The sequence below is a fragment of the Sphingomonas rhamnosi genome (assembly GCF_036663615.1).
Lineage (GTDB): Bacteria > Pseudomonadota > Alphaproteobacteria > Sphingomonadales > Sphingomonadaceae > Sphingomonas.
The window spans coordinates 591,513-614,559 of the sequence record NZ_JAXOJJ010000001.1; the positions used below are offsets into that span (position 1 = coordinate 591,513).

At 66.6% G+C, this 23,047-nt stretch carries 25 protein-coding genes; 11 read left to right on the forward strand and 14 right to left on the reverse strand.

The annotated features are described in order from the left end of the window. Nucleotides 1-23: 23 nt before the first annotated feature. The 5 genes from U1701_RS02895 to U1701_RS02915 all read left to right on the forward strand — a co-directional run bounded on the left by U1701_RS02895 (nt 24) and on the right by U1701_RS02915 (nt 3,219). Entirely contained in the window at nt 24-491 is a 468-nt protein-coding gene (locus tag U1701_RS02895; RefSeq protein ID WP_443025979.1) for a DUF1810 domain-containing protein, read from the forward strand. 46 nt (nt 492-537) lie between these two features. After that, nucleotides 538-663, forward strand: a complete 126-nt coding sequence (locus U1701_RS02900; protein WP_332781022.1) for a hypothetical protein — start codon at nt 538-540, stop codon at nt 661-663. Continuing rightward, entirely contained in the window at nt 660-1,367 is a 708-nt protein-coding gene (ung, locus tag U1701_RS02905) for a uracil-DNA glycosylase (RefSeq protein WP_332781023.1), read from the forward strand. Before U1701_RS02900 ends, ung begins: the two co-directional genes overlap by 4 nt. Next, nucleotides 1,364-1,657, forward strand: coding sequence for an alkylphosphonate utilization protein (locus U1701_RS02910; protein ID WP_332781024.1), 294 nt, complete (start codon nt 1,364-1,366; stop codon nt 1,655-1,657). The genes ung and U1701_RS02910 overlap by 4 nt, the downstream gene beginning before the upstream one ends. A gap of 83 nt (nt 1,658-1,740) precedes the next feature. Beyond that, nucleotides 1,741-3,219: a S41 family peptidase gene (locus tag U1701_RS02915; RefSeq protein WP_332781025.1), complete on the forward strand. Its 1,479-nt coding sequence runs from the start codon at nt 1,741-1,743 to the stop codon at nt 3,217-3,219. A 192-nt stretch (nt 3,220-3,411) separates the two neighbouring features. Here U1701_RS02915 and U1701_RS02920 read toward each other — a convergent pair whose 3' ends face one another. From U1701_RS02920 to U1701_RS02930, 3 genes are read right to left on the reverse strand one after another with little or no spacing between them, the layout of a single operon-like run. Further along, on the reverse strand, nt 3,412-3,714 hold the full coding sequence (locus U1701_RS02920; protein WP_332781026.1) for a LysR family transcriptional regulator: 303 nt from the start codon (nt 3,712-3,714) through the stop codon (nt 3,412-3,414). Between the two features lie 41 nt (nt 3,715-3,755). After that, on the reverse strand, nt 3,756-4,175 hold the full coding sequence (locus U1701_RS02925) for a VOC family protein (protein WP_332781027.1): 420 nt from the start codon (nt 4,173-4,175) through the stop codon (nt 3,756-3,758). A gap of 13 nt (nt 4,176-4,188) precedes the next feature. Further along, nucleotides 4,189-4,659: a GNAT family N-acetyltransferase gene (locus tag U1701_RS02930; RefSeq protein WP_332781028.1), complete on the reverse strand. Its 471-nt coding sequence runs from the start codon at nt 4,657-4,659 to the stop codon at nt 4,189-4,191. A gap of 371 nt (nt 4,660-5,030) precedes the next feature. On the opposite strand from U1701_RS02930, the gene U1701_RS02935 reads away from it, so the two are divergent. Next, complete coding sequence (locus U1701_RS02935; RefSeq protein WP_332781029.1) at nt 5,031-6,746, forward strand: hypothetical protein; 1,716 nt, start codon at nt 5,031-5,033, stop codon at nt 6,744-6,746. An 82-nt stretch (nt 6,747-6,828) separates the two neighbouring features. Here the strand turns inward: U1701_RS02935 and thiC are convergent, their stop codons facing one another. From thiC to U1701_RS02975, 8 genes are all read right to left on the reverse strand, one after another. Then, nucleotides 6,829-8,766: a phosphomethylpyrimidine synthase ThiC gene (gene thiC, locus U1701_RS02940; RefSeq protein ID WP_332781030.1), complete on the reverse strand. Its 1,938-nt coding sequence runs from the start codon at nt 8,764-8,766 to the stop codon at nt 6,829-6,831. Nucleotides 8,767-9,005: 239 nt separating this feature from the next. Next, nucleotides 9,006-10,016 carry a ferritin-like domain-containing protein gene (locus U1701_RS02945; protein ID WP_332781031.1) on the reverse strand — a complete coding sequence of 337 codons (1,011 nt, stop codon included), beginning with the start codon at nt 10,014-10,016 and terminating at the stop codon, nt 9,006-9,008. Nucleotides 10,017-10,037: 21 nt separating this feature from the next. Continuing rightward, complete coding sequence (locus tag U1701_RS02950) at nt 10,038-11,063, reverse strand: ferritin-like domain-containing protein (RefSeq protein ID WP_332781032.1); 1,026 nt, start codon at nt 11,061-11,063, stop codon at nt 10,038-10,040. Nucleotides 11,064-11,262: 199 nt separating this feature from the next. Next, nucleotides 11,263-12,129, reverse strand: a complete 867-nt coding sequence (locus U1701_RS02955; protein ID WP_332781033.1) for a MipA/OmpV family protein — start codon at nt 12,127-12,129, stop codon at nt 11,263-11,265. A gap of 70 nt (nt 12,130-12,199) precedes the next feature. Then, the gene (locus U1701_RS02960; protein WP_332781034.1) at nt 12,200-12,601 is read right to left on the reverse strand and encodes a DUF2141 domain-containing protein; all 402 of its coding nucleotides are present in this window, start codon (nt 12,599-12,601) and stop codon (nt 12,200-12,202) included. Further along, nucleotides 12,555-13,367, reverse strand: coding sequence for a sterol desaturase family protein (locus tag U1701_RS02965; protein ID WP_443025981.1), 813 nt, complete (start codon nt 13,365-13,367; stop codon nt 12,555-12,557). Before U1701_RS02965 ends, U1701_RS02960 begins: the two co-directional genes overlap by 47 nt. Nucleotides 13,368-13,606: 239 nt before the next feature. After that, nucleotides 13,607-14,308 (reverse strand): hypothetical protein, encoded by a 702-nt coding sequence (locus tag U1701_RS02970; RefSeq protein WP_332781035.1) that lies wholly within the window; start codon nt 14,306-14,308, stop codon nt 13,607-13,609. Nucleotides 14,309-14,618: 310 nt separating this feature from the next. After that, the gene (locus U1701_RS02975; protein WP_332781036.1) at nt 14,619-15,176 is read right to left on the reverse strand and encodes a GNAT family N-acetyltransferase; all 558 of its coding nucleotides are present in this window, start codon (nt 15,174-15,176) and stop codon (nt 14,619-14,621) included. Nucleotides 15,177-15,362: 186 nt separating this feature from the next. Between U1701_RS02975 and crtY the strand changes: the two genes are divergently transcribed. The 4 genes from crtY (at nt 15,363) to U1701_RS02995 (ending at nt 19,807) form a co-directional block, all read left to right on the forward strand. Continuing rightward, complete coding sequence (crtY, locus tag U1701_RS02980) at nt 15,363-16,523, forward strand: lycopene beta-cyclase CrtY (RefSeq protein ID WP_332781037.1); 1,161 nt, start codon at nt 15,363-15,365, stop codon at nt 16,521-16,523. Nucleotides 16,524-16,525: 2 nt separating this feature from the next. Further along, entirely contained in the window at nt 16,526-18,004 is a 1,479-nt protein-coding gene (locus U1701_RS02985) for a phytoene desaturase (protein WP_332781038.1), read from the forward strand. A gap of 185 nt (nt 18,005-18,189) precedes the next feature. Continuing rightward, nucleotides 18,190-18,771, forward strand: coding sequence for an LOG family protein (locus U1701_RS02990; RefSeq protein WP_332781039.1), 582 nt, complete (start codon nt 18,190-18,192; stop codon nt 18,769-18,771). A gap of 88 nt (nt 18,772-18,859) precedes the next feature. Next, a complete protein-coding gene (locus U1701_RS02995) occupies nt 18,860-19,807 on the forward strand; it encodes a phytoene/squalene synthase family protein (protein ID WP_332781040.1) in 948 nt (315 codons plus the stop codon). A 99-nt stretch (nt 19,808-19,906) separates the two neighbouring features. Here the strand turns inward: U1701_RS02995 and U1701_RS03000 are convergent, their stop codons facing one another. After that, a complete protein-coding gene (locus U1701_RS03000) occupies nt 19,907-20,137 on the reverse strand; it encodes a hypothetical protein (protein ID WP_332781041.1) in 231 nt (76 codons plus the stop codon). 98 nt (nt 20,138-20,235) lie between these two features. Between U1701_RS03000 and U1701_RS03005 the strand changes: the two genes are divergently transcribed. Next, nucleotides 20,236-22,062, forward strand: coding sequence for an ABCB family ABC transporter ATP-binding protein/permease (locus U1701_RS03005; RefSeq protein WP_332781042.1), 1,827 nt, complete (start codon nt 20,236-20,238; stop codon nt 22,060-22,062). Between the two features lies 1 nt (nt 22,063). Here the strand turns inward: U1701_RS03005 and U1701_RS03010 are convergent, their stop codons facing one another. Both U1701_RS03010 and U1701_RS03015 read right to left on the reverse strand, forming a co-directional pair. After that, the gene (locus U1701_RS03010) at nt 22,064-22,723 is read right to left on the reverse strand and encodes an SdpI family protein (RefSeq protein ID WP_332781043.1); all 660 of its coding nucleotides are present in this window, start codon (nt 22,721-22,723) and stop codon (nt 22,064-22,066) included. Then, the gene (locus U1701_RS03015) at nt 22,705-22,998 is read right to left on the reverse strand and encodes a metalloregulator ArsR/SmtB family transcription factor (RefSeq protein WP_332781044.1); all 294 of its coding nucleotides are present in this window, start codon (nt 22,996-22,998) and stop codon (nt 22,705-22,707) included. The genes U1701_RS03010 and U1701_RS03015 overlap by 19 nt, the downstream gene beginning before the upstream one ends. Between the last annotated feature and the right edge of the window lie 49 nt (nt 22,999-23,047).

Genomic DNA, 23,047 nt, shown 5'->3' on the forward strand with positions numbered 1-23,047 from the left:
TCGAGTCGTTTCGCACCCAACGCATGCACGGAGCCGCGGTTGCGCGCACCCCCCGCCGCGACCATTTCGGCGAGATGAACCACGATCTCGACCGATTTCTCGCCGCGCAGGACGGCGTCTACCCGCAGGCGCTCGCCGAATTGCGCCGCGGCGCCAAGACCAGCCACTGGATGTGGTTCGTCTTTCCGCAGATCGCCGGGCTGGGGCGGAGCGCGATGGCGCAGGCCTATGCGATCGCCTCGGCGGACGAGGCGCGCGCCTATCTGGCGCATCCGGTGCTGGGGCCGCGGTTGATCGAGGCGACGCAGGCGGTGACCGCGGCGACAGGGTCGGCGGAGGCGATCCTGGGCGGGATCGATGCGGTCAAGCTGCGGTCGTCGATGACGCTGTTCGCGGCGGTCGCCGACGACTCCGCGCCGTTTTGTGCCGCGCTGACGCGGTTCTTCGGCGGCGCGGACGATCCGGCGACGCTTGCGTTGCTGAAGGAATAGGCGTGTACGATGCCAGCGGGCGCTGCTGCCCATCCGAGGAACCGTGATGGCCAAGAGCCAGAAGAAATCGAACAAGGAAGTGCGCAAGCCCAAGGCCGAAAAGGCGCCCAAGGCGAACGCGTCCAACCCGACCACCAAGGGCAAGCCTGTGGAGATGACGACGCTCAAGTGACGGACGCCCTTTCCGCCCACTGGCACCCAAGCTGGGCGCCGGTGCTCGCCGCGGAGCGTGACCGGCCGGCGATCGCCGCGCTCGAACGCCAAATCGCCGCGGACGAGGCGGCGGGTGCGCGCATCTTCCCGCCCGCCGCGGATCGGTTCGCCGCGTTCGCGCTGACCCCGCTCGACCAGGTGCGCGTCGTGATCCTGGGGCAGGACCCCTATCATAGCGAAGGCCAGGCCCACGGCCTGTCCTTTTCGGTCCGGCCGGGCGTCGCGGTGCCGCGGAGTCTGGCCAACATCTATGCCGAGATGGAGACAGACCTGGGCGTGCCCCGTGCGCGTCACGGCTTCCTCGAACATTGGGCGCGGCAGGGCGTGCTGTTGCTGAATGCGGTACTGTCGGTGCCGATCGGGCAGGCCAACGCGCATCGCGGGCGCGGCTGGGAGGCGTTCACCGACGCGGCGATCCGCGCGGTCGATGCGCAGCCGCAGCCGGTGGTGTTCATCCTGTGGGGTGCGCATGCGCAGGCCAAGGCAGCGCTGGTGCACGCGCCGCACCTGGTGATCGCGTCGCCACACCCATCCCCGCTGTCGGCGCGGCGCGGCTTTTTCGGGTCGCGGCCGTTCAGTCGGGCCAACGCCTTTCTGGTGGACCATGGCCGCGCGCCGATCGACTGGGCGCTGCCCGACCTTAGCGAAAGCGAAGCCGCATGACCGACGACTATGTCTATGACGAGGACACCGGCGAGTGGGGGCCGGCGAAGGATGTGCCGGGCACCGACGACGCTGCGATCGTGGTGCGCGATTCGGTCGGCAACGTGCTGGCGGACGGCGATCAGGTGACATTGATCAAGGACCTGACGGTCAAGGGCGCGGGGCAGACGCTCAAGCGTGGCACGCTGATCAAGGCGATTCGGCTCACCGGCGACGCGCAGGAAATCGACTGCCGGTACGAGGGGATCAAGGGACTGGTGCTGCGCGCGGAGTTCGTGCGGAAGCGGTGATTACCCGGCCCCCGACGGATCGACGATATTTCGCCTGACAGGCTGTTTCGGTAGGCATAAGCTGCCGAAAAACAGGGGTATGTATGCGTAGGAACTGGGGTGCGAGTCTCGCGTTGGCGGCCATGCTGGCGGGGTGTGGCGGCGGCGGTGGCGGCGGCGGGTCGGGTGCGGTGGCCTCGAACCCCGGCGCGACTCCGACGCCCACCGCGGTCGCGGGCTGTTCGCTGCGCGAGCGGCAGGACTGGGCCGCGGCGCAGTTGCGCGAATGGTATCTGTTCCCCGAGACGCTGCCGACGTCGCTCGACCCGACGCCCTATGCCAATGTCAGCGACTATGTCGACGCGCTGACCGCCACCGCGCGGGGCCAGCGGCGCGACCGCTATTTCACCTTTCTCACTTCGATCAAGGCGGAAGACGCCTATTACAACTCGGGCCAGAGCGCCGGGTTCGGGATCCGGCTGGCGCTCGATTCGACCGGGCAGCGGCTGTTCATCACCGAGGCGTTCGAAGGCGCGCCGGCGCTGGCCGCCGGCGTCGATCGCGGCGCCGAGATCGTCTCGATCGGTACCACCGCGAGCAATTTGCGCACGGTTAGCGCGATCGTCGCGGCAGAAGGCAGCCAGGGGCTGATCAACGCGCTTGGCCCCGACACGGCGGGCACCGCGCGCGTGCTGCGCATCACCGACGCCGGCGGGACGCGCAACGTGACGCTCGCCAAGACCGACTTCACGCTGACTCCGGTGTCGAGCCGCTATGGCGCCAAGGTGATCAGCGAGGGCGGGCAGAGCGTCGGCTATGTCAACCTGCGCACCTTCATCACCACAGCGGACCCGGCCTTGCGCGCCGCGTTCGCGCAGTTCCGCGCCGCCGGGGTCACCAACATCATCGTCGACCTGCGCTACAATGGCGGCGGACTGGGATCGATCGCCGAGCTGATGGGCGACCTGATGGGCGCGAACCGGTCGACCTCCGAAGTGTTCAGCTACACCGTGTTCCGGCCGGAGAAATCGGCGGAGAACTTCACCAAGATGTTCGCGCCGCAGCCGCAATCGGTGGCGCCGACCCGAGTCGCGTTCATCGGCACCGGCGGTTCGGCATCGGCAAGCGAGCTCGTGATCAACGCCTTCATCCCCTATCTCCACGCCAACGGCGCGCTGATCGGCAGCAATACCTATGGCAAGCCGGTCGGGCAGATCGGGCTCGACAAGCCGGCCTGCGACGACCGGCTGCGCGTGGTCGCGATCGCGACGCAGAACGCCGCGCGGCAGGGCGATTATTTCGATGGGCTGGCGACCAAGGTCGAGGCGAGCTGCCGCGCGAACGACGACATCGGCTATCCGATGGGCGATCCGCGCGAAGCCTCGACGCGTGCCGCGCTCGACTTCCTCGCGGGGCGGAGCTGCACGCGGATCGCCGCGGTGGCCGGCTCGACCGCGACAAGCGGTGCCGGCACGAGCGGCCAGCGGACCGTGACCACGCTGGAGCCGGACGTGCAGGCACGCGACCTGTTGATCCCGGACCGCCCGACGACGCCGCAGCGCGAGGTGCCGGGGCTGTATTGAGGCGGATATTGCGGATTTTGACGCGATAGCGGACTCCGGCGGCGATTGCGCCGCGGACGCTCCGGCGACGCGACGGGCGCGCCACGCGCACGCAACACCGGGGCGACACTGCGACGACACTGGGACGACACTGGGGCGATACCGGCGCCACGGTCGCGCGTCGCGGTCGCGACGGATAGGCACGCCGCCGCGTCACCGACGCGCCTGCGTCGCGGCGGGACCGAACGGATCGGCGAGGCGCTGGGCATGGGCCGCCAGCGCCTGATCCCAGATGCGCACGAACGGCGTACCGGCGAGGCGCGCGCGCAGCCGATGCGCGCTCGACCGCGACATGCCGGCGGCGCGCGCGGCGGCGGCGATGCTGCCGCATTCGAGCAGCGCGGCCAGGAAGATCCGCTGCTTCGCGGGCGTCCAGTGCGCGCGGCGGGCGGGCGACGGAACCGGCAGCGGCGACGCCGGCGACGGCCCGGGAGCGGGGTGGTGCGAGTCGGTCATTGACGAGTTTGGATCATATCGTCGCGCTGTAGGACAGCGATTTATCGATAGGCCGCGGCGGGCCTGTACTCGATCAGATCCCAGAGGTTGCCGAACGGATCGCGGAAGACGGCGACGATGCCGTACGCCGCGCGGACGGGCGCACGGACCCAGTCGACGCCGGCGGCGGTGAAGGCGGCGTGATCGCGGGCGACATCGTCGGTGGCGAGGAAGAACGCGACGCGGCCTCCGGTCTGGTTGCCGATCGCGGCCTGCTGTTCGGGGGTGGCGGCGCGGGCGAGCAGGATGGTGGCGCCCTCCCCCCTGACCCCGCCGGGCGCGCCGGGCGGGCGGATCGTGATCCAGCGCTTGCCGTCGAGCGGCGTATCCTCGACGAGCGTGAAACCGAGCGTGCCGACATAGAAGGCGAGCGCTTCGTCATAATCGGGGACGACCAGCGTGACATGGGCGAGATGCGGCATGCTAGAGCGGGCCCTATAGCGGGTAGCGCATCGCGACGTCGCAGCGGGCATAGCCGGCGCCGTAGCGCGCCATGATGTCGGCGTCGTGGACGAACCCCGCCGCTTCGTAGAGGTGGATCGCGGCGGCGCATTTGCGGCTGGTGAGCAGATAGAGCGTGTCGATGCCGGGCATTACGCGGGCGGCGTCGATCAGCGCGGCGAGCAGGGCGCGGCCGGCGCCGGTGCCGCGCGCGGTTTCCAGGACACCCATCTTGGTGAGCTCGACCGCGCCCGGGCCGGTCGGCATCAGCGCGCCGGTGCCGATGATCGCGCCGTCATCGGCTTGCGCGAACAGGATGATGCCGCCGCGATCGACGATCGCCTCGCGCGGGTGCGACAGGACGTGGCGGTCGTGCGGCTCGAGCGTGAACATCGCCTCGATCCAGGCGGCGTTGATCGCGGCGAAGGCGGGCGCGAGGGCGTCGGTGTAGGGGAGGATGCGCATGGGAGGAGGTTGTAGGGGAGTTGGCGGGGCGTGCACCCGGTTTTTCGCGAGACGGGGGTTTCTTGGAACGGGGGCTCGGCGGCGTGTCGATGCGACGGAATTTCACGCGTCCTCCGCCGATTTAGAGCGGCCGTCTTTTCCGCGTAGCGCACCTTTTTTGCATTCCATATCAACTGCCAGATCAATTCCGATATTGAATCCATCAAGTGCCATTTAAAATACTACATCCGATTTCGTTCATACCATTCTACTGCACATATCAATATCTGGTACTATCAATACTGTGATTTCCAGGATTAGACCCATTATAGTTGCCTGCGAGTCGACAGCGTATTCATACTTACCGAACCCGGTCATTGACGGAGGGATTTATGGAAAGCGTTCGCAAGACAATTATCGCCCGCGCCGAACTGCGCGACGTGAACAAGATACGCTTTGATGCGATCGATCGCGGCGACATACTGCTACCCTGGGCGCTGAAGCCGTGCCGGATCAGGATCCTGATGGTCGCCGACGGCAACGGTCCCGGCAGCTTCGTCAACATCACCTATGGCCGGTTATATTTCAGCCTCTCGGCGGTGGTCGACCTGCTCGCGCACAGCCCGGACTGGTGGGTGCGGTACGATGTCACAAAGGCGCATCGACAGGCCGACCCGCTCGGCGCCGCCGATATCGACGGCTTTCGCTTCACCAACCCGACGTTCGACATCAACCAGTTCGACCAGATCTGGTTCTTCGGTGCGCGGCAGAACGTCGACGACCCGGAGCGGCTCAACGATGCCGAGCTCGCGATTGTCGCGCGGTGGATGGACGAGAAGAAGGGCGGCGTGTTCGCCGTCGGCGATCATTTCGATCTGGGCGCGTCGCTGTGCGGGCGCATCCCGCGCGTCAGCACGATGCGCAAATGGGCGGTCGCGCAAAACCCGCCGACCAATACCGGCGTCAACCGTCACGACACGCTGCGCCGCGGCCACGACAATTTCTATACGTTCAACGACGAATCGGACGACATTCCGATGACGACGCGCGTCCGGCGCTATCCTTTATGGTCGACCTCGCCGTTCAGCTATCGTTGGGCACCGCATCCGGTGCTGTGCGGCAAGGACGGCGTCATCGACATCCTGCCCGACCACCCGCACGAGGGCGAGGTGATCGAGCCGACCAACCCGACCGCGACGTTCAGCTTCGGCAGCTATGCCAACAAGCCCGAATATCCCGAGGTCGGCGGCACGCGGGTCATGCCACAGATCATCGCCTGGGCGCGCGTGCAGGGAGACCATACCGAGGGGCGCAATGGCAACAGCGGCACCGATCGCAACAAGGGCCCGGCGACCGCGAAGGAATTCGGCGCGATCGGTGCCTATGACGGGCATCGTGGCAATGTCGGGCGGGTCGTGGTGGATTCGACCTGGCATCACTGGTTCGACGTCAACCTGATCGGGCGGCCGCGCTCGGGCGATCAGGTAGATGCCGTCCCCAACGACGATCCCAAGGCGTTCGGGTTCGAATACAGCGCGGCGGGCCGGGCCAGCTATGCGCGGATCAAGAACTATTTCCTCAACGTCGCGCAGTGGCTGGCCGCACCGGCCAAGCAGAACTGCATGTTCATGCGCGCGACCTGGGGAATCGTGGTGCGCTATCCGCTCGCCGAGTTCGTCTCGCCGAAGCTGCCGATCTGGGAACTGGGCGGGATCGCCAAGGACGCGATTGGCCGGCGCGCGTCGCGGTGTGCGACCTATTCATGGCTGTCGCCGCATTTCGTCGAGTGGCGCCCGTTCCTGCTCGAGCGACCGGAGGACATCAAGACCAAGGTCCCCGAGCTCGCCACGCCGAGCTGGGACGTGTTCGAGACCTATGTACTGGGCGGTATCACCAAGCGGATGCTTGAAGTGGGATATGCCGAAGGCGAGAAAAGCGGCGCGGTCGACGACAAGCAGGTCGCCGCGGCACTGGCCGAGGGCATGGCGATCGGCGCCAAGGCGTTCTCGAGCGACCTGCAGACATCGCAGCGCGAAGCCCGCGAAAGACTGGTCGCTATCGAACGGTCGGCGGGCGCGCAGTTCGAGGCGAAGCAGTTTCTCGACTGAGCCGCACCGGCGCGGCCCGGCGCGGGACGATGGGACCACGGACCGCCGGGCGGGTTTGCCCGGCAGTCCGCGGCCCGGGGCTTCACTCCGCCGGCAGGTAGATCTCCCCGCCCTTCTCCTTGAACGCCTCGCTCATCGCCGCCATCCCCTTCTCGGCCTCCGCATGTGCGCCCTTGGCGAACAGCGCGCGGTCGGTGTCGGCAGCGCTCGCGCCGTCCGCCGCGAGGAACGTGTCCGCCGAGGCGTTCTGCTTGGCCGCGAAGTCGCGGACTTCCTGGCTGATCTGCATCGAGCAGAATTTGGGGCCGCACATCGAGCAGAAATGGGCAGTCTTGGCGCCTTCGGCCGGGAGCGTCTGGTCGTGGTAGCTCTCCGCCGTGTCGGGATCGAGGCTGAGGTTGAACTGGTCGCGCCAGCGGAATTCGAACCGGGCGCGGCTGAGCGCGTCGTCGCGCATCTGCGCCGCGGGGTGGCCCTTGGCGAGATCGGCGGCGTGGGCGGCCAGCTTGTAGGTGACGACGCCGACTTTCACGTCGTCGCGGTCGGGGAGGCCGAGATGCTCCTTGGGCGTGACGTAGCAAAGCATCGCGGTGCCGTACCAGCCGATCATCGCGGCGCCGATGCCGCTGGTGATGTGGTCGTAGCCGGGCGCGATGTCGGTGGTGAGCGGCCCCAAGGTGTAGAATGGCGCCTCGCCGCAGACTTCGAGCTGCTTTTCCATATTCTCCTTGATCTTGTGCATCGGCACGTGGCCGGGGCCTTCGATCATGACCTGGACGTCGCTCTTCCATGCGCGGTGGGTGAGTTCGCCGAGCGTGTAGAGTTCGCTGAACTGCGCTTCGTCGTTGGCGTCGGCGATGCTGCCGGGGCGCAGGCCGTCGCCGAGCGAATAGGCGATGTCGTACGCCTTCATGATCTCGGTGATCTCGTCGAAGCGCTCGTAGAGGAAGCTCTCCTTGTGGTGGCTGAGGCACCATTTCGCCATGATCGACCCGCCACGCGAGACAATGCCGGTGACGCGCTTGGCCGCCATCGGCACATAGGCGAGCCGCACGCCGGCGTGGATCGTGAAGTAATCCACGCCCTGCTCGGCCTGCTCGATGAGGGTATCGCGGAAGATCTCCCAGGTCAGGTCCTCGGCGACGCCGCCGACCTTTTCGAGCGCCTGGTAGATCGGCACGGTGCCGATCGGCACGGGCGAGTTGCGGATGATCCATTCGCGGGTGTCGTGGATGTTGCGGCCGGTCGACAGATCCATGACGGTGTCGGCGCCCCAGCGGATCGACCAGACGAGCTTGTCGACCTCGGCCGCGACGTTGCTGGCGACCGCGGAGTTGCCGATATTGGCGTTGATCTTGACCAGGAAGTTGCGGCCGATCGCCATCGGTTCGGATTCGGGGTGGTTGACGTTGTTGGGGATGATCGCGCGGCCGCGGGCGACCTCGTCGCGGACGAATTCGGGGGTGACATAGTCGGGGATCGACGCGCCGAAGCTCTCGCCATCGCGCTTGTAGTCCTTGAGCATCGCGCGGCCGAGATTCTCGCGGGTGGCGACATATTCCATCTCGGGCGTGATGATGCCGCGGCGGGCATAGTGCATCTGGCTGAGATTGTGGCCGGGTTTCGCGCGCAGCGGGCGGCGGTGCGCAGCGGGGAATTGGGGCACGCCGCCCGAGCGGTCGGGGCCGAGCTGGCCATTGTCCTCGGGGCGGACTTCGCGGGGGTCGTAGGACTCGACGTCGCCGCGGGCCGCGATCCAGGCGCTGCGGATCGGGGGCAGGCCGGCGTTGATGTCGATCTGTGCGCGGGGGTCGGTGTAGGGGCCGCTGGTGTCGTAGACGCGCAAGGGGGGTTCGGAGCAGCTCGGGTCGAGGACGATCTCGCGCATCGCGACGCGGACGTCGGGGCTGGTCGGCACCGCGACGTGGATCTTCCGGCTGCCGCGGATCGGGCCGGTGGTGACGCCGATCGCGGGCTGTGGGGTGCGTTCGATGGGGCTGTCGATGTCGGCCACGTGCATTCTCCATGTTCGGAGAGAGACGGGTCCTTGGGCGGGCACCGCTTCCCTCCCTACGCCGGTGAGCCCATTTCAGCGGGGCCGGATCAGGTTCAGCGGGTCGAAGGCTCCTGCCCTCCTCTCAAGCGCAGTCGAAGCGCTTCCCCGGGGATGGGATCAGCATAGGCGCAAGCTGGCGCACTACAAACGAAAAAGGGGCGCCCGGACTGGCCGGACGCCCCATTTGATCGACTAAAGAACGATCAGAACGCGCCGCTGCTCCGCAGCGCGTCGGTGCGGTTGTTGGTACCTGCGGGGAAGAAGCCGCCGCCGATCTTCGCGGTGTTGGTCAGGTACGCGATGTTGTGCACCTGCGCGACCGAACGGCTGAAGGCAATGCCGTTGGCGTCGGTCGGCACGATGTTGGACGTACCGGTCAGGCCGGTGCCCGTGCCGGTGATGCCCTGATCGATGTCGGACGCGCCGTCGAGCGAGTCGCGCGCGTTCGAGATCGCATCCGCCGAGGTGCGCAGCGCCGGGGTCTGGACACCCTTTGCGTAGAGCACGGTGCGGATCAGGCCGGCGTGATAGGCCTCGGCCGCGAGCAGGCCTGCAGCTGCCTCGAGATAGGTCTTGTTGACCAGCAACGGGGCGCCGCCCTTGTACGCGGTGACGCCGACATCCTCGAAGATGAACGCGGCGAGCAGGAAGTTCTCGTCGCTGGCATAGGCATCGAAGGTGCCGGTCGCGGGCACGAGGCCTGCCGCGCGTGCCGCCGCGGTGAAGGCGCCGTTCGCGCCGCCATCGATGTTGAGCGCCGGCAGGGCCACCGCAGCGCTGCCAAGTGCATTGCGCAGGAAGTTGACGTGCGCGACTTCGTCTGCCGCGATCTCGCGGGCATATTGCTGGACGACGGGATCGGTGAAGTTGACCGCGCGGCCACCGGTGACGGTCCCGGCCGTGCCGACGCCGTTGGTGACGGCGGGCGACAGCGGCGCGCCGAACGCGGCGTAGGAGTAGAACGTCGCCTCGAGATATTCGAGGTTCAGCGCGAAGTTCAGGACGTCGATATCGATCTGCGCCTCGGACGTCGGGGTCGGGGTCGGCGTCGGCGCGGGCGTGTTCTGGTCGTCGTCGTCACCGCATGCGGACAGCAGCGACAGGCCCGCGGTCGCGGCGATGCCGCCGCCGGCGAACTTCATGAAACGACGGCGGGCAGTGCGGCGGTCGTCGGAGCGCTCGAGGATCTCGAGCATCAGATTGTTCTGGATCATGGTACGTGTCCTCTGCTCGGATCAGGCGTTGTTCGCGCTGGTCTTGATGCTGCCGTTGACGCCGGCCGGGAAGAACCCGCCCATCGTGACCGCCGCCTTGTTCAGGTAGACGATGTTGAGCACCTGCGCGGCGCTGCGGCTGTAGGCGAGACCGTTGTTGTCGAGCGGCGCGATGTTCGACTGCAGGCCGGTGCCGGTCGTGATCGGGGCAACGCCCTGATCGAGATCGGTCGTGCCGTCGAGCGAGTCGCGGGCGTCCGAAATCTTGCCGACATTGGTCAGGATCGCCGGCTGCGCGGCAATCGCCGGGGTGGTGCCGACTGCAGGCGTGCCCATGCCCTTGCGGTACAGCACGGTGCGGACGATCGCGGCGTGATAGGCCTCGACCGCAAGGATGCCGGCGGCGGCCTCGAGATAGGTCTTGTTGGTGATCAGCGGTGCGGCGCCCTTGTAGGCGGTGACACCGACATCCTCGAAGATGAACGCGCCGAGCAGGAAGCTCTCGTCGTTCGCATAGGGATCGAAGAAGGTCGGCGCGGTCGCCGTGCTGGCGCCGATCAGACCGGCCGCGCGTGCCGCACTGCTGAAGGCGCCATCGGGGGTGATGCCGACATCGATTGCGGGCTGCGCGACCGCGGCGACACCGAGTGCCGAACGCAGGAAGTTGACGTGCGCCAGTTCGTCGGCGGCGATCTCGCGGGCATATTGCGCAACGACCGGATCGGTGAACGTCACCGCGCGGGCGCCGGCGTTCAGCGGCAGCGCGGTGGTCAGCACGGGGGTGCCGACGCCGGTGGTCGAGGTGGCCGGGATCGGCGTGCCGAACACGGCGTAATAATAGAAATTGGCCTCGAGATATTCGAGGTTGAGCGCAAAGTTCAGGACGTCGGCATCGGTGACGGCCTGGGCTTGCGCGGCACTGGCGAAGGCGAACGCCCCGGCGCCGACTGCGGCGGTGCCGAGAACGGCCTTGAACAAGTTGCGGCGTTCGACGCGTCGCTCGACGCGGGCGTCGAGGGCCTCGATAAGATGGGCGCTCTCGGTCATGTCAGGATCCTCCCTAGATGGTGATCACGAATGGGTTGTCGTCGGGTGACAAAACGTTCGGTCCGGCTGGCCTGCCGACGTTTTATTTGTTCGGCCAAGACAGTTACGCACGAAAAGCCCGCCCGGATGCATCCGGGCGGGCGAATAATTTCATAGATCGATACAGACACTCCGGCGGACAAGCCGCCGGAATGGCCGGTCAGAAGGTGTAGGTCAGGCCGGCGGCGACCGCGAGCTGGTCGGCATCGCCGACGTCGCGCACCAGCGGGCTGTTCTTATACTTGCCGAGCATCTTGCCGTAGAGCACGCCCGCGCCGACGCCGAGGCCGTGACGGATGTCGCCCGACAGGCTCTGCAGCACGAACGCCGAGACGTTGAAGTTCTTGAAGCCGGCGTCGCCGATGTCGTAGGTGCGCAGGCCGCTGAGCGTGGTGCCGATCGGCGTCACGCCGAAATAGGTGCGGCCATAGCCCTTGCCGACATAATCCGCCGAGGCGCCGAGCGACACCAAGGTGCGGATCGACAGCGGCGTGGTGTAGTTGATCTGCGGCGTGATCACATAGCTGTCATGCGTGCCCGACACATCGTGGACATAGGCGACACGCGCGGTGAGCGTGTCGTACGGGCTGGTGATGACGCCAGTCTTCGACACGCCGACATAGCCGCCGGCCTCATACGCGGTGTCGATCTCGCCGAGCGCGCGGACCTGGCGGTTGTCGACCTTGCCGGTGCGCTGGAAGCGCAGCGAACCGATCGCGCCGAGTTCGAAATTGAGCACCGGCCCCGGCTGCGTCTTGAGCAGGTTGACGTAGAGCTGCGTGCCGCGGGTGAAGAAATCATGCCCGCCGACGACGCCGATCGCGACCGCGCCGGGGGTGATGACGTTCTTGCTGGCGCCTTCGTAATCGGGCAGCGAAGCCGCACCGATGCCGATCGTCAGGCGATTGTCGTCAGCGGCCGCGGAACCGCCGGCGCCGGGAGGCGCTGCGTTCGGCGCGTCCTGCGCGAAAGCAGGCGAAGTCGCGGCCAAAGCGGCCGCGGTGAAGATCAGGGTTGATGCGCGCAAGATTTCGCTCCGGAGAAATAGGTTCCCGGACGCAACGCAGGTCAATGCGATTTGGTCCACAACAATCGGGTCAGAAGATGTAACGCATTTTGACCTGTTGCTTTTCGGCATCGCCATCCAGCGCGAAGCGGGCGGCGGCGAACCGCGGCGGCCCGAAGGTCGAGGCGGGGTTGCGCGAGAAGCCGAAGCCCTCGCGCGGGATGCCGGCAATGGTGTCGAGCTTGGCGTTGCCATTCTCGTCATGGATCACCGCGAACGCGTAATTGCCGCGCGGCAGGCCGGTGATGTCGATCGTCGATTCGCGTGCGGGCACATTGCGCGTGACGGCGCGCGCATCATCGACGCAGGCGGGGAAATTGTCGGGATCTGCGGTCAGGCAGATGCGGATCAGCCCCTTGGCCGAGCGCAGATTGTCGACGACGATATCAAGCCGGCCGACCGGCGCCGCGCCGATCAGCGTCGAGGCCAGCACCGCCAGCCCCCCCGCCGTGAGCGCGCGCCGCGCGGGCGTGCGCTTTCGCGAAGTCGCCAAGGCCACGGTCGGTGCCGCACAGCCGATCCCAGAACCGGAAATAGAGGCCATAATTGCACCCATATTGTTCGTGATGCCGCTGATGGTGGCTCGCGGTGATCAGCCAGCCCCCCATTGGACCGGCCCACATGAACCGGGGGAAAACCTCCCACCCCATGTGATTGGTGACGCCCATAACCGTCATCACGCTCAGCACCAATCCGAGCGCGCCGATATGGATCGGAATCGCGAACACCAGTAGCGGAATTACCACAGCACCGGTGATCGCCTCGATCGGGTGGAACGCCATCGCCGCCCAGGCGGTCGGCGGTCGGCTGGCGTGGTGGACGGCGTGCGCGATGCGGAACGGCTGCGGTCGGTGCATCCAGCGGTGCGTCCAGTAGAACCAGGTGTCGTGCGCGAACAGATAGGCGACCACCGACACCGGCAGATACCAGAGCGGATAGGCGTGGACGTCGGTATAGACCTGCGTCCAGCCGCGATTCTGCCAGCCCCAGGCGACGATCCCGGCGGGCACGCCGTAGATCGCGGCCGAGGCGACGCTCCACCAGATCTCGCGGCGCATCTGCGCGTCGAGCCCGCGGTAGAGCCCGGGATGCCGCACCCGCGTCGCCGCCGCGAACGCGCCCGACACGATCAGATAGCGCACGCCGACGATGACGGTCATCGCGAGCGCGGAGAGGAGGATGGCCAGGGCGATCGTCATGAGCGGGTGTATAGGGGGTTTTGCGGTGCGGGGTAATGGGGTTGGTCGAGCGGTCTGGGGGCGCGTCACGTTTCGTATGCCGCGATACGCATCGGATATGTGCATCGTGCAAGAGCCGGGATTCCTTCGACTTCCGGTTTGATGCAAAACTTGTGATTTTCGCATCAGAAACCGGAAAATGGTGGATTCCAGAAGGGCGAATTAAGCGAGCAGAAACCCGGCACCCGTTCCCGGTAAATTTACGGTTTTTTCGGCTCTAAAGCCTTCACTGTATACTGCTGCCGCCGCTGTTCCTGCTCGGATATAGGTGGAACATGAAGCGCCTTGCGCATGGCGTCGGACACTAGAGCACGGTCATACGGTTCTTGAGTGGCCGGAGTCCCTTTTGGTATCTTATATTGGGTACCGAGCACCTGAGGCTTACCAATGGCTTGAAGATACCTGTCGAGTGTCGCGGATGCGATCCACACGGCTCCTGGTTTACCTCTCGCGGCAGCAATCATGGCAAGAAGATGCGCCTTTAGGTAGTCGTCTGCCACACTGCCATGCTGGAAAACGAAGGCGGCATGGTAGAAGTCATCGCCGCTCTGGAGAGCACCCGAGCTGAGCAATTCATCAGTGCGAATCTGACGTTTCTTGTCCGCTGGGCCGACGATCGACCAATCGATACGCTCGGCTTGGCGATCTGCTTGATCTGCATCGAAAATAGCAGTCATTTCGACGTTTGTTGGTCGGGTAACCACACGAACATAACTACGTCCAGCATCCCAAGGGCCTAGTGGTACCCCCTTGGCTTGTATCCTGATGAAATCGAAAGGTTCAAACCCCGTTCCCTGATAGGTGGCATTGAGATGGTCTGGGCCGATGCAACGCAGTCGGAAAATGTCGGGAGTAGCTCCCGGTGCTGGATCATCAAAGCTGAGTTCGACGTCCCCGTTCACCAACTTGGCACTCCGTGCCGAACGACGAACCGTTGGACCGCTAACTCGCGAGAAGCTTTCGCCATCTGTCTCGAAATGTTCAGGCCGCTCCCATGTCGCTGTCGTACTGGAGGGCGTTGTGCTGATCTCGATACGAAAAATCGTCTGACCGCTAGCCTGCAAAGCCCAAGCGCCTGTCGTACAGGGCGTTGCAACAGCCGGCGCAGCGGCAAGCAAGACTGGTAGGAAAGTCAGCATATCCCGATCTTGGCATTCTCCACGAGCGCCGGCAATCGGCGCGCGATAGCGACGTCCTCATGATGCAAAATCTTTAAGTTTTGCATCGAGGTTCCGTCAGCAGAGGCGTGTGCACGCTGGCGGCACGGTCGAGGATCAGGATCGGTTTGGCCTGGTAGGTGCCGGTGGTGCGGACGCTGTAGGCGAACCGCGCGGCGAGGCGGAGCGAGGGGGCGTTGGCGGGGTCGATGATGCAGCAGGTGCGCGCGATGCGCGGGTCGGCCCAGGCGAAGATCGCGGCGAGCGCTTCCGACGCATAGCCCTGCCCCTGCGCGTCGCCGGCGAGCGCCCAGCCGAGTTCGGGGGCGTCGTCGATTCCCGGGTCGATCGCGCGCCGTGCCTGGATCAGGCCGAGTTCGCCGACCAGCCGCCCGGTGGCGGTCTCACGCGCGATCCACGCGCCATAGCCGAACAGCGTCCACTGCCCGACCGAGCGGAGCAGGCGGATCCAGACATCCTCGCGTGACCGCGGCTGACCGCCGATCATCGCGTAGACTCGCGGGTCGGCCCACAGCGCGGCGCAGTCCTCCAGATCGGTGGCAGCGTGGCCGGCGAGCGTGAGACGCGGGGTGCTGAGGACGGGTGGGGTCATCGGCAGATGCTATCGCGGACTGCTATAATGTCGATCCACTGGCGCCACGAAACTGCGGTTCTCCTGCGAGAGCAGGGGTCCAGGAGTCGCCGGCGGTGTGCCCCGTAACCCTGGGCTCCTGCTTTCGCAGGAGCACGGGGATTTTCCCGGCTTCTCCGCGTTGGCGGATTGCGATAGTCGTCGGGAATGGCATCGACGATCTCCTGCGACGTCGCGATCGTCGGCGCCGGCCTGGCCGGCGGGCTGATCGCGCTGGCACTCAAGGCGAAACATCCCACGCTCGACGTCCGGCTGATCGATTCCGCGCAGACGGTCGGCGGCAATCATGTCTGGTCGTTCTTCGGCAGCGACGTCGCCAAGGCCGATCGGTGGATCGTCGATCCGCTCGTGGTGCATGCCTGGCCGCGCTACGACATTCGCTTCCCCGCGCATGCGCGGACGATCGAGGCGACCTATCATTCGATCGAGAGCGAGCGGCTCGACCAGGACGTGCGCCGGGTGCTGCCGCCGCACGCGCTGATGCTGGGCCGCAAGGTGCTGGCGGCGAGCGCCACCGCGGTCGTGCTGGCGGATGGCGACCGGATCGAGGCGACCGGGGTGATCGACGCGCGCGGGCCCGGCGACCTGTCGCTGCTCGACCTCGGCTGGCAGAAATTCGTCGGGCGCGAACTGGTGCTGCACGCGCCGCACGAGAGCCCGGTACCGATCGTGATGGACGCAACCGTGCCGCAGATCGACGGCTATCGCTTCGTCTATTGCCTGCCGATGGGCGACGACCGGATGTTCGTCGAGGACACCTATTACAGCGACACCCCAGACCTCGACGTCGAGACGCTGACGACGCGCATCCACGACTATGCCGCGGCGAGCGGCTGGCGCGTGGCGCAGGCGGCGCGCGAGGAATCGGGCGTGCTGCCGGTCGCGCTGGGTGGCGATTTCGACGCCTATTGGCGATCGAGCGGCGCGCGCGTCGGCAAGGCCGGGATGCGCGCGGGGATGTTCCACCCGACCACCGGCTATTCGCTGCCCGATGCGGTGCGTACCGCGGCGATGCTGGCGAACCGCCGCGATTTTTCAGGGCTGGCGCTGCACGACGCGACCTATGCGATGGCGCGCAAGACGTGGAAGGCGCGCGGCTTCTACCGGATGCTCGACACGATGCTGTTCCGCGCGGCCGAGCCCGAGGAGCGCTACCGCGTGCTCGAACGCTTCTACCGGCTTTCGCCGCCTTTGGTCGGTCGGTTCTACGCGGGCAAATCGACGCTGATCGACAAGGCCCGTATCTTGACCGGCAAACCCCCCATCCCCATTTTACGGGCCCTTCGCGCCATCGTAGGCAGACTATGATCATGAAGACAGCGATCGTTATCGGGGCCGGATTCGGCGGGCTCGCGCTCGCGATCAGGCTGCAATCCGCCGGGGTGCAGACGACGATCGTCGAATCGCGCGATAAACCGGGCGGGCGCGGTTATTATTGGGAACGCGACGGCTTCACCTTCGATGCCGGGCCGACGGTGATCACCGATCCCGATTGCCTGCGCGAACTATGGGCGCTGACCGGGCGCGACATGAGCGAGGACGTGACCCTCGATCCGGTGCTGCCGTTCTACCGGCTCAACTGGCCCGACGGGACCAATTTCGACTATACCAACGACGACACGCAGATGCGGTCGGAGATCGAGAAGCTGCATCCCGAGGACTGGTCGGGGTATCTGAAGTTCCTCGATTATTCGGCGGGCGTGTTCCGCGAAGGCTATGAAAAGCTCGGCCATGTCGCGTTCCTCGACTTCGGGTCGATGATCAAGGCGGCGCCGAGCCTGGCCAAGTACCAGGCGTGGCGGTCGGTCTATTCGATCGTGTCGGGGTTCGTGAAATCGGAGAAACTGCGCGAGGCGCTGTCGTTCCACACGCTGCTGGTCGGCGGCAATCCGATGACGACGAGCGCGATCTATGCGCTGATCCACAAGCTGGAGCGCGACGGCGGGGTGTGGTTCGCGCGCGGCGGCACCAACCGGCTGGTCGCCGGCATGGTGACGCATTTCGAGCGGATCGGCGGCGTGCTGCGGCTCGACGATCCGGTGACGTCGATCGAGACGCTGGGCGATCGCGCCACCGGCGTGACGACGGCAAGCGGCTGGTCCGCCACAGCGGATGCGGTCGCGGCGAACAGCGACATCATGCACACCTACCGCGACCTGCTCGCCAGCTCGCGCAGTGCGCAGCGCAAGAAGGCGTCGCTCGAGCGGAAGAAGTACTCGCCGTCGCTGTTCGTCGTGCATTTCGGGATCAAGGGGACGTGGCCGGGCATCCCGCACCACATGATCCTGTTCGGACCGCGCTATAAGGGGCTGCTCGAGGACATTTACGACCACGGCGTGCTGGCCGAGGATTTCTCGCTGTACCTGCACCATCCGACCGTGACCGATCCGAGCCTGGCACCGGAAGGGCATTCGACCTTCTACGCGCTGGCGCCGGTGCCGCACATGGGCAAATTCCCGGTCGACTGGGACGAGATCGCGCCGGTGCTGGAGAAGCGCATCCTCGACGAGATCGGGCGGCGGTTGATCCCGGATATCCACGAGCGGATCGTGACGAAGTTCTCGTACGCGCCGAGCGACTTCGCGGAGGATCTGAACGCGCATCTGGGGTCGGCCTTCTCGCTGGAGCCGACGCTGACGCAGAGCGCGTATTTCCGGGTGCACAACCGGGACGAGGCGATCCCGAACCTGTATTTCGTCGGCGCGGGGACGCATCCGGGGGCGGGAATCCCGGGCGTCGTCGGCAGCGCGAAGGCGACTGCGCGGCTGATGTTGGAAGAAGGACGGTAGAAGGTTGGTTCACGCGGAGGCGCGGAGACGCGGAGGTGGTTCGCTTGTCGCGTAGCGACCTTCATCCCAACCGAGCTTGATAGGTATAGCCCGTTCCGGGCGGGACATCCTCCGCGTCTCCGCGCCTCCGCGTGAACCCACTTCTTCCTTGAAGAAGCGCCCGAACGTCGCGTAGCGCTGCCCGCATGAAACGCCTTGCAATCTATTGCGGGTCGGCGACGCCGGCCGATACGACCTATATCGACGCCGCGCGGGAGATCGGGCGGACTCTGGCCGAGCGGGGGATCGGGGTCGTCTATGGCGGCGGACGGCTCGGGCTGATGGGCGCGATCGCCGATAGCGCGCTGGCGGCGGGCGGCGAGGTGATCGGCGTGATCCCACAGGCGCTGGTCGATGCCGAGGTCGCGCATCGTGGCCTCACCGAACTGCACGTCGTCAGCGGGATGCACGAGCGCAAGGCGAAGTTCACCGATCTGGCCGACGGCTTCGTCACGATCCCCGGCGGGACGGGCACGATGGACGAATTGTGGGAGGCGCTGAGCTGGGCGCAGCTCGGCTATCACACCGATCCGGTCGGGCTGCTGAACACCGCGGGCTATTACGACCACCTGATCGCGTTCTGGGAAAAGATGGGCGAGGTCGGGTTCTTGCGGGAGCAGCACCGCGATCTGCTGATCATTGCGGATACGCTCGACGTGCTGCTCGACCGGATGGGCGCGCATGTGCCGACGCAGCCGATCATCCGGATGAAGGCGGACGATCTGTGAGCTGCCGTTTTCCCGCGAAGGCGGGAGTCCAGGGTTCCGGAGTGCGGCGCCCGGAACCCTGGGCTCCCGCTTTCGCGGGAGAACGGTAGTGGCTGGCGCCCTGCCCTCGCGCGACGCGATCGTCGCCGCCGCGCATGAGTCGATCTCGCGGGGGTCTAAGAGCTTCGCGGCCGCCAGCATGCTGTTCGACAAGGCGACGCGGGAGCGCGCGTGGCTGCTCTATGCGTGGTGCCGCGCGTGCGACGACATCGCCGACGGACAGGACCATGGCCACGGCATGACCGTCGTCGCCGATGCGCAGGTGCGGCTCGAGCGACTGTCGGCGATGACCGAGGCCGCGCTCGCGGGCGACGTCGTCGGCGAACCCGCGTTCGACGCGCTGCGCATCGTCGCCGCCGAGACGCGGATGCCGCACCGGTTCGCGCGCGACCTGATCGCCGGGTTCGCGCTCGACGCGCGCGAATGGGTGCCGCGGTCGGAGAACGACCTGTACAAATATTGCTACCATGTCGCCGGCGCCGTCGGGTGCATGATGGCGGTGGTGATGGGCGTCGACCCGGACGACGAGGAGACGCTCGACCGCGCGTGCGACCTGGGGATGGCGTTCCAGCTGGCGAATATCGCGCGCGATATCGAGGAGGATGACCGGGTCGGGCGCTGCTACGTCCCCGAGGACTGGCTGGTCGAGATGGATTTCCCGCCCGGACAGCACATGAAGCCGCCGTTCCGGTCGCGCCTAGCGGTGCTGACCAAGCGGATGGCGGCGCGCGGCGCGGCGTTCGAGGCTAGCGCACGCGAGGGGACTCCGACGCTGCCGTTCCGATCGGCCTGGGCGGTGCTGGCGGCGGCGGGTATCTATGGTGCGATCGGGCGCGAGGTTGCCGCACGGGGGGAACATGCGTGGGACCACCGGGTGACGACGTCGGGGTGGCAGAAGCTGGGGTTCATCGCGCGCGCTGCGCGGGAGGCGGTGGGGCGCGAGCGACTGTATCCGCGAACGCCGCGCGATCCGGGGTTGTGGACGCGGCCGCGGTAACTTCGTCATCCCGGACGTGGTCCGGGGTCCATCGCTCCGCGTGCTCGATGGTCCGGGGTTCGGGGCACCATGGATGCCGGAACAAGTCCGGCATGACGCTTACCCCTGGGTCTTCATCTTGCCGGTCTTTGCGATCTGCGACCCCGCCGTGCGGCAATTCGCGCCGATCATCGGAAAGGGCACATCGGTGTTCTGCGCGAGCTGATCGGGCAGCGCGGCGCGGCACTGCGCCATCGATTCATAGCGCGCGCGGACGATGCGCGCCTCGGTGCATTGCGTGTTGCCGTCGCCGCAACCCATGATCGCCATGACGTAGAACAACGGTTCCATTTCGTGCCTCCAGTTCGAAGGAAAAAGCGACGAAGCGGCAGGATTGTTCCCCCAAATGCTTTCGCATGGGCTTGACTGCGCCTACATCGGCTGAAGCAATGCCACCTGACACCATTTCCTCCACCACCCGCGCCGACCAGCCGCTGTTGCCGACGCTGCGCCGTTTCCTGCCATTCCTGTGGCCGGCGGGGCAGCCGCAGCTGAAGGCGCGGATCGTGATCGCGATGCTGCTGGTGATCGCGTCGAAGCTGATCCAGGTGTTCGGCGCCGCCTTTACGCTCAAATACGCGGTCGACCGGATGGCGGCGGACGATCGCAGCCTGAGCACGCTCGTGATCCTGCTGGTGGTCGGCTATGCCGCGTCGCGGTTCGGGACGACGCTGTTCGACAATCTGCGCAACGCGGTGTTCGAGCGCGTCGGGCAGGATGCGACGCGGCGGCTGGCGGCGACGGTGTTCCGGCACCTCCACGCGCTGAGCCTCGATTTCCACCTGTCGCGGCGCACCGGTGCGGTGACCAAGGTGGTCGAGCGCGGGACCAAGAGCATCGACACGATGCTGTATTTCCTGCTGTTCAACATCGCGCCGACGGTGTTCGAACTGGCGCTGGTGCTCGGGCTGTTCTGGACCAAGTTCGGCTGGCCGCTGGTCGCGGCGACGGTGGTGATGGTGGTCGGCTATATCCTCTTCACGCGGATGGTCACCGACTGGCGCAACGCGCTGCGCGCGCGGATGAACGACCTCGACACCGGGGCGGTCGCGCACGCGGTGGATTCGCTGCTGAATTTCGAGACGGTCAAATATTTCGGCGCGGAGGAGCGCGAGGCGAAACGCTATGACAGCGCGATTGCCGCCTATGCCGAGGCGGCGGTGAAGAGCGAGAATTCGCTCGCGTGGCTGAACCTCGGGCAGGCCGCGATCACCAATGTGATGCTCGCGGGCGGGATGGCCTATGTCGTGTGGCAGTGGAGCCGCGGCACCGCGTCGGCCGGCGACGTGGTGTTCGTGTCGACGCTGCTGGCGCAGCTGTTCCGCCCGCTCGACCTGCTCGGCATGGTGTATCGCACGATCCGCCAGGGCGCGCTCGACATGGCGGCGATGTTCGACCTGATCGATACCCCCGCGACGATCCGCGATGCGCCGGATGCGAGCCTGCTGGCGGTGACGACGGGGCATGTGCGGTTCGAGCATGTGTCGTTCGGATACGATGCGGGGCGGCCGATCCTGACCGACCTGACGCTCGACGTGCCTGCGGGCACGACCTGCGCGATCGTCGGCCGTTCGGGCGCGGGCAAGTCGACGCTCGCGCGGCTGCTCTACCGGTTCTACGACCTCACCGGCGGGCGGATCACGGTCGACGGGCAGGATATCGCGGGCGTGACGCAAGCGTCATTGCGCGCGGCGATCGGAATCGTGCCGCAGGACACGGTGCTGTTCAACGACACGATCGGCTACAACATCGCCTATGGCCGCGAGGGCGCGGAGATGGCCGAGGTCGAGGCGGCGGCGAAGGGCGCGGCGATCGCGGGATTCATCGAGCGCCAGCCGATCGGCTATGCGACGCGGGTCGGCGAACGCGGGCTGAAGCTGTCGGGCGGCGAGAAGCAGCGCGTGGCGATCGCCCGCACCCTCCTCAAGAACCCGCCGATCCTGATCCTCGACGAAGCGACCAGCGCGCTCGACAGCCGCACCGAGGCGGAGATTCTGGAGACGCTGGAGCGGATCGAGCGCGGCCGCACCACGATCGTCATCGCGCACCGGCTGTCGACCGTGGTGCAGGCCGACCAGATCGTCGTGCTCGACGCCGGCCGCGTCGCCGAGACCGGCACGCATGCCGAGCTGCTGCGGCGCGACGGCATCTATGCCGAGATGTGGGCGCGCCAGGCGCAGGAGCGCGAGGAAGTCGGCGCGCTGGCAGCGGAATAGTCTAGACGCGCCGACGCGTTACGCGCCAGTAGAAGAAGGAGTAGACCACCGGCGTCGCGAAAGTCGCGAGCAGGATCGTGATCACGAACGACCCTCGCGACTCACCCTGCATCGGCACCGCCGCCAGCACCAGCAAAGCCGCGCCGCCGGCCATCATCATCCGCCCGCCATAGCGGTGCGTCGCGATCCAATTGTCGGGATCGGAAATCGTCCATGGCGTGCGGATGCCGACGAAAAAGCCCGGGCGCGATTTGGGCAGCACATTGCCGAGCACCGCGAAGAATATCCCTACGCCCGCCAGGATCGTCGTGACGGGAAGCACGATCCCAAAGGCGGGCGCCGCGATCATCGCTTCGACGAGCACGGCCATGCCGAGCAGTCCAGCCCAGGCGGTGCGGTAGAGCGGCGCGGATTGGGCGAGCCTGTCCTGCAGCGGTTCAAGCGACGGCAACGCGGCCATCACCAGCGACAGGAGGATCGTCACGCCGACCGGCATGAACAGCGCGGTCCCTGCAGCGGCGAAGCGATCGGGCAGCCCGCTCGCGCCCCAGTGCGTCGGCAGCTGCGTGCCCGCCGGCAGCCGCCCGAGCGCGACCGCGGCGACGACGGCAAGCGCGGCGGCGGTGACGGCCGAGGCCAGGATCAGGTTTCGGTAGCGCATGAGTCCCCCTCAGTATCGCCGACGCGCAGCCGGCCCATGAACCCCATCACCACTTCTTCCATCACCGACAGGTCGAGCGTGTAGACGATCGACGTCCCGCGCTGTTCGGCCTGGATCAGCCCGGCTGCCTTCAGCTTGGCGAAGTGATTCGACATGGTCGGCTTCGACACCGCGAACGCATCGGCGAGCTGCCCCGCGGTCATCGCGCCGCGTTTCAGCAGCTCGAGGATGCGGCGGCGCGTCGGGTGCGCAAGGGCGTCGAAGACCGAGTCCATGCGCGACTTATATTAGCTATCCGGCTAATTAGCAAGACGCCTAAATCCT

Excerpts from the sequence above, each read along its gene's own strand:
- U1701_RS02895 (WP_443025979.1), top strand. The coding sequence starts at position 24 with ATGCACGGAGCCGCGGTTGCGCGCACCCCCCGCCGCGACCATTTCGGC.
- U1701_RS02900 (WP_332781022.1), top strand. The coding sequence starts at position 538 with ATGGCCAAGAGCCAGAAGAAATCGAACAAGGAAGTGCGCAAGCCCAAG.
- U1701_RS02910 (WP_332781024.1), top strand. The coding sequence starts at position 1,364 with ATGACCGACGACTATGTCTATGACGAGGACACCGGCGAGTGGGGGCCG.
- U1701_RS02915 (WP_332781025.1), top strand. The coding sequence starts at position 1,741 with ATGCGTAGGAACTGGGGTGCGAGTCTCGCGTTGGCGGCCATGCTGGCG.
- U1701_RS02920 (WP_332781026.1), bottom strand. The coding sequence starts at position 3,714 with ATGACCGACTCGCACCACCCCGCTCCCGGGCCGTCGCCGGCGTCGCCG.
- U1701_RS02925 (WP_332781027.1), bottom strand. The coding sequence starts at position 4,175 with ATGCCGCATCTCGCCCATGTCACGCTGGTCGTCCCCGATTATGACGAA.
- U1701_RS02930 (WP_332781028.1), bottom strand. The coding sequence starts at position 4,659 with ATGCGCATCCTCCCCTACACCGACGCCCTCGCGCCCGCCTTCGCCGCG.
- U1701_RS02935 (WP_332781029.1), top strand. The coding sequence starts at position 5,031 with ATGGAAAGCGTTCGCAAGACAATTATCGCCCGCGCCGAACTGCGCGAC.
- thiC (WP_332781030.1), bottom strand. The coding sequence starts at position 8,766 with ATGCACGTGGCCGACATCGACAGCCCCATCGAACGCACCCCACAGCCC.
- U1701_RS02945 (WP_332781031.1), bottom strand. The coding sequence starts at position 10,016 with ATGATCCAGAACAATCTGATGCTCGAGATCCTCGAGCGCTCCGACGAC.
- U1701_RS02950 (WP_332781032.1), bottom strand. The coding sequence starts at position 11,063 with ATGACCGAGAGCGCCCATCTTATCGAGGCCCTCGACGCCCGCGTCGAG.
- U1701_RS02965 (WP_443025981.1), bottom strand. The coding sequence starts at position 13,367 with ATGACGATCGCCCTGGCCATCCTCCTCTCCGCGCTCGCGATGACCGTC.
- U1701_RS02975 (WP_332781036.1), bottom strand. The coding sequence starts at position 15,176 with ATGACCCCACCCGTCCTCAGCACCCCGCGTCTCACGCTCGCCGGCCAC.
- crtY (WP_332781037.1), top strand. The coding sequence starts at position 15,363 with ATGGCATCGACGATCTCCTGCGACGTCGCGATCGTCGGCGCCGGCCTG.
- U1701_RS02985 (WP_332781038.1), top strand. The coding sequence starts at position 16,526 with ATGAAGACAGCGATCGTTATCGGGGCCGGATTCGGCGGGCTCGCGCTC.
- U1701_RS02990 (WP_332781039.1), top strand. The coding sequence starts at position 18,190 with ATGAAACGCCTTGCAATCTATTGCGGGTCGGCGACGCCGGCCGATACG.
- U1701_RS03000 (WP_332781041.1), bottom strand. The coding sequence starts at position 20,137 with ATGGAACCGTTGTTCTACGTCATGGCGATCATGGGTTGCGGCGACGGC.
- U1701_RS03005 (WP_332781042.1), top strand. The coding sequence starts at position 20,236 with ATGCCACCTGACACCATTTCCTCCACCACCCGCGCCGACCAGCCGCTG.
- U1701_RS03010 (WP_332781043.1), bottom strand. The coding sequence starts at position 22,723 with ATGCGCTACCGAAACCTGATCCTGGCCTCGGCCGTCACCGCCGCCGCG.
- U1701_RS03015 (WP_332781044.1), bottom strand. The coding sequence starts at position 22,998 with ATGGACTCGGTCTTCGACGCCCTTGCGCACCCGACGCGCCGCCGCATC.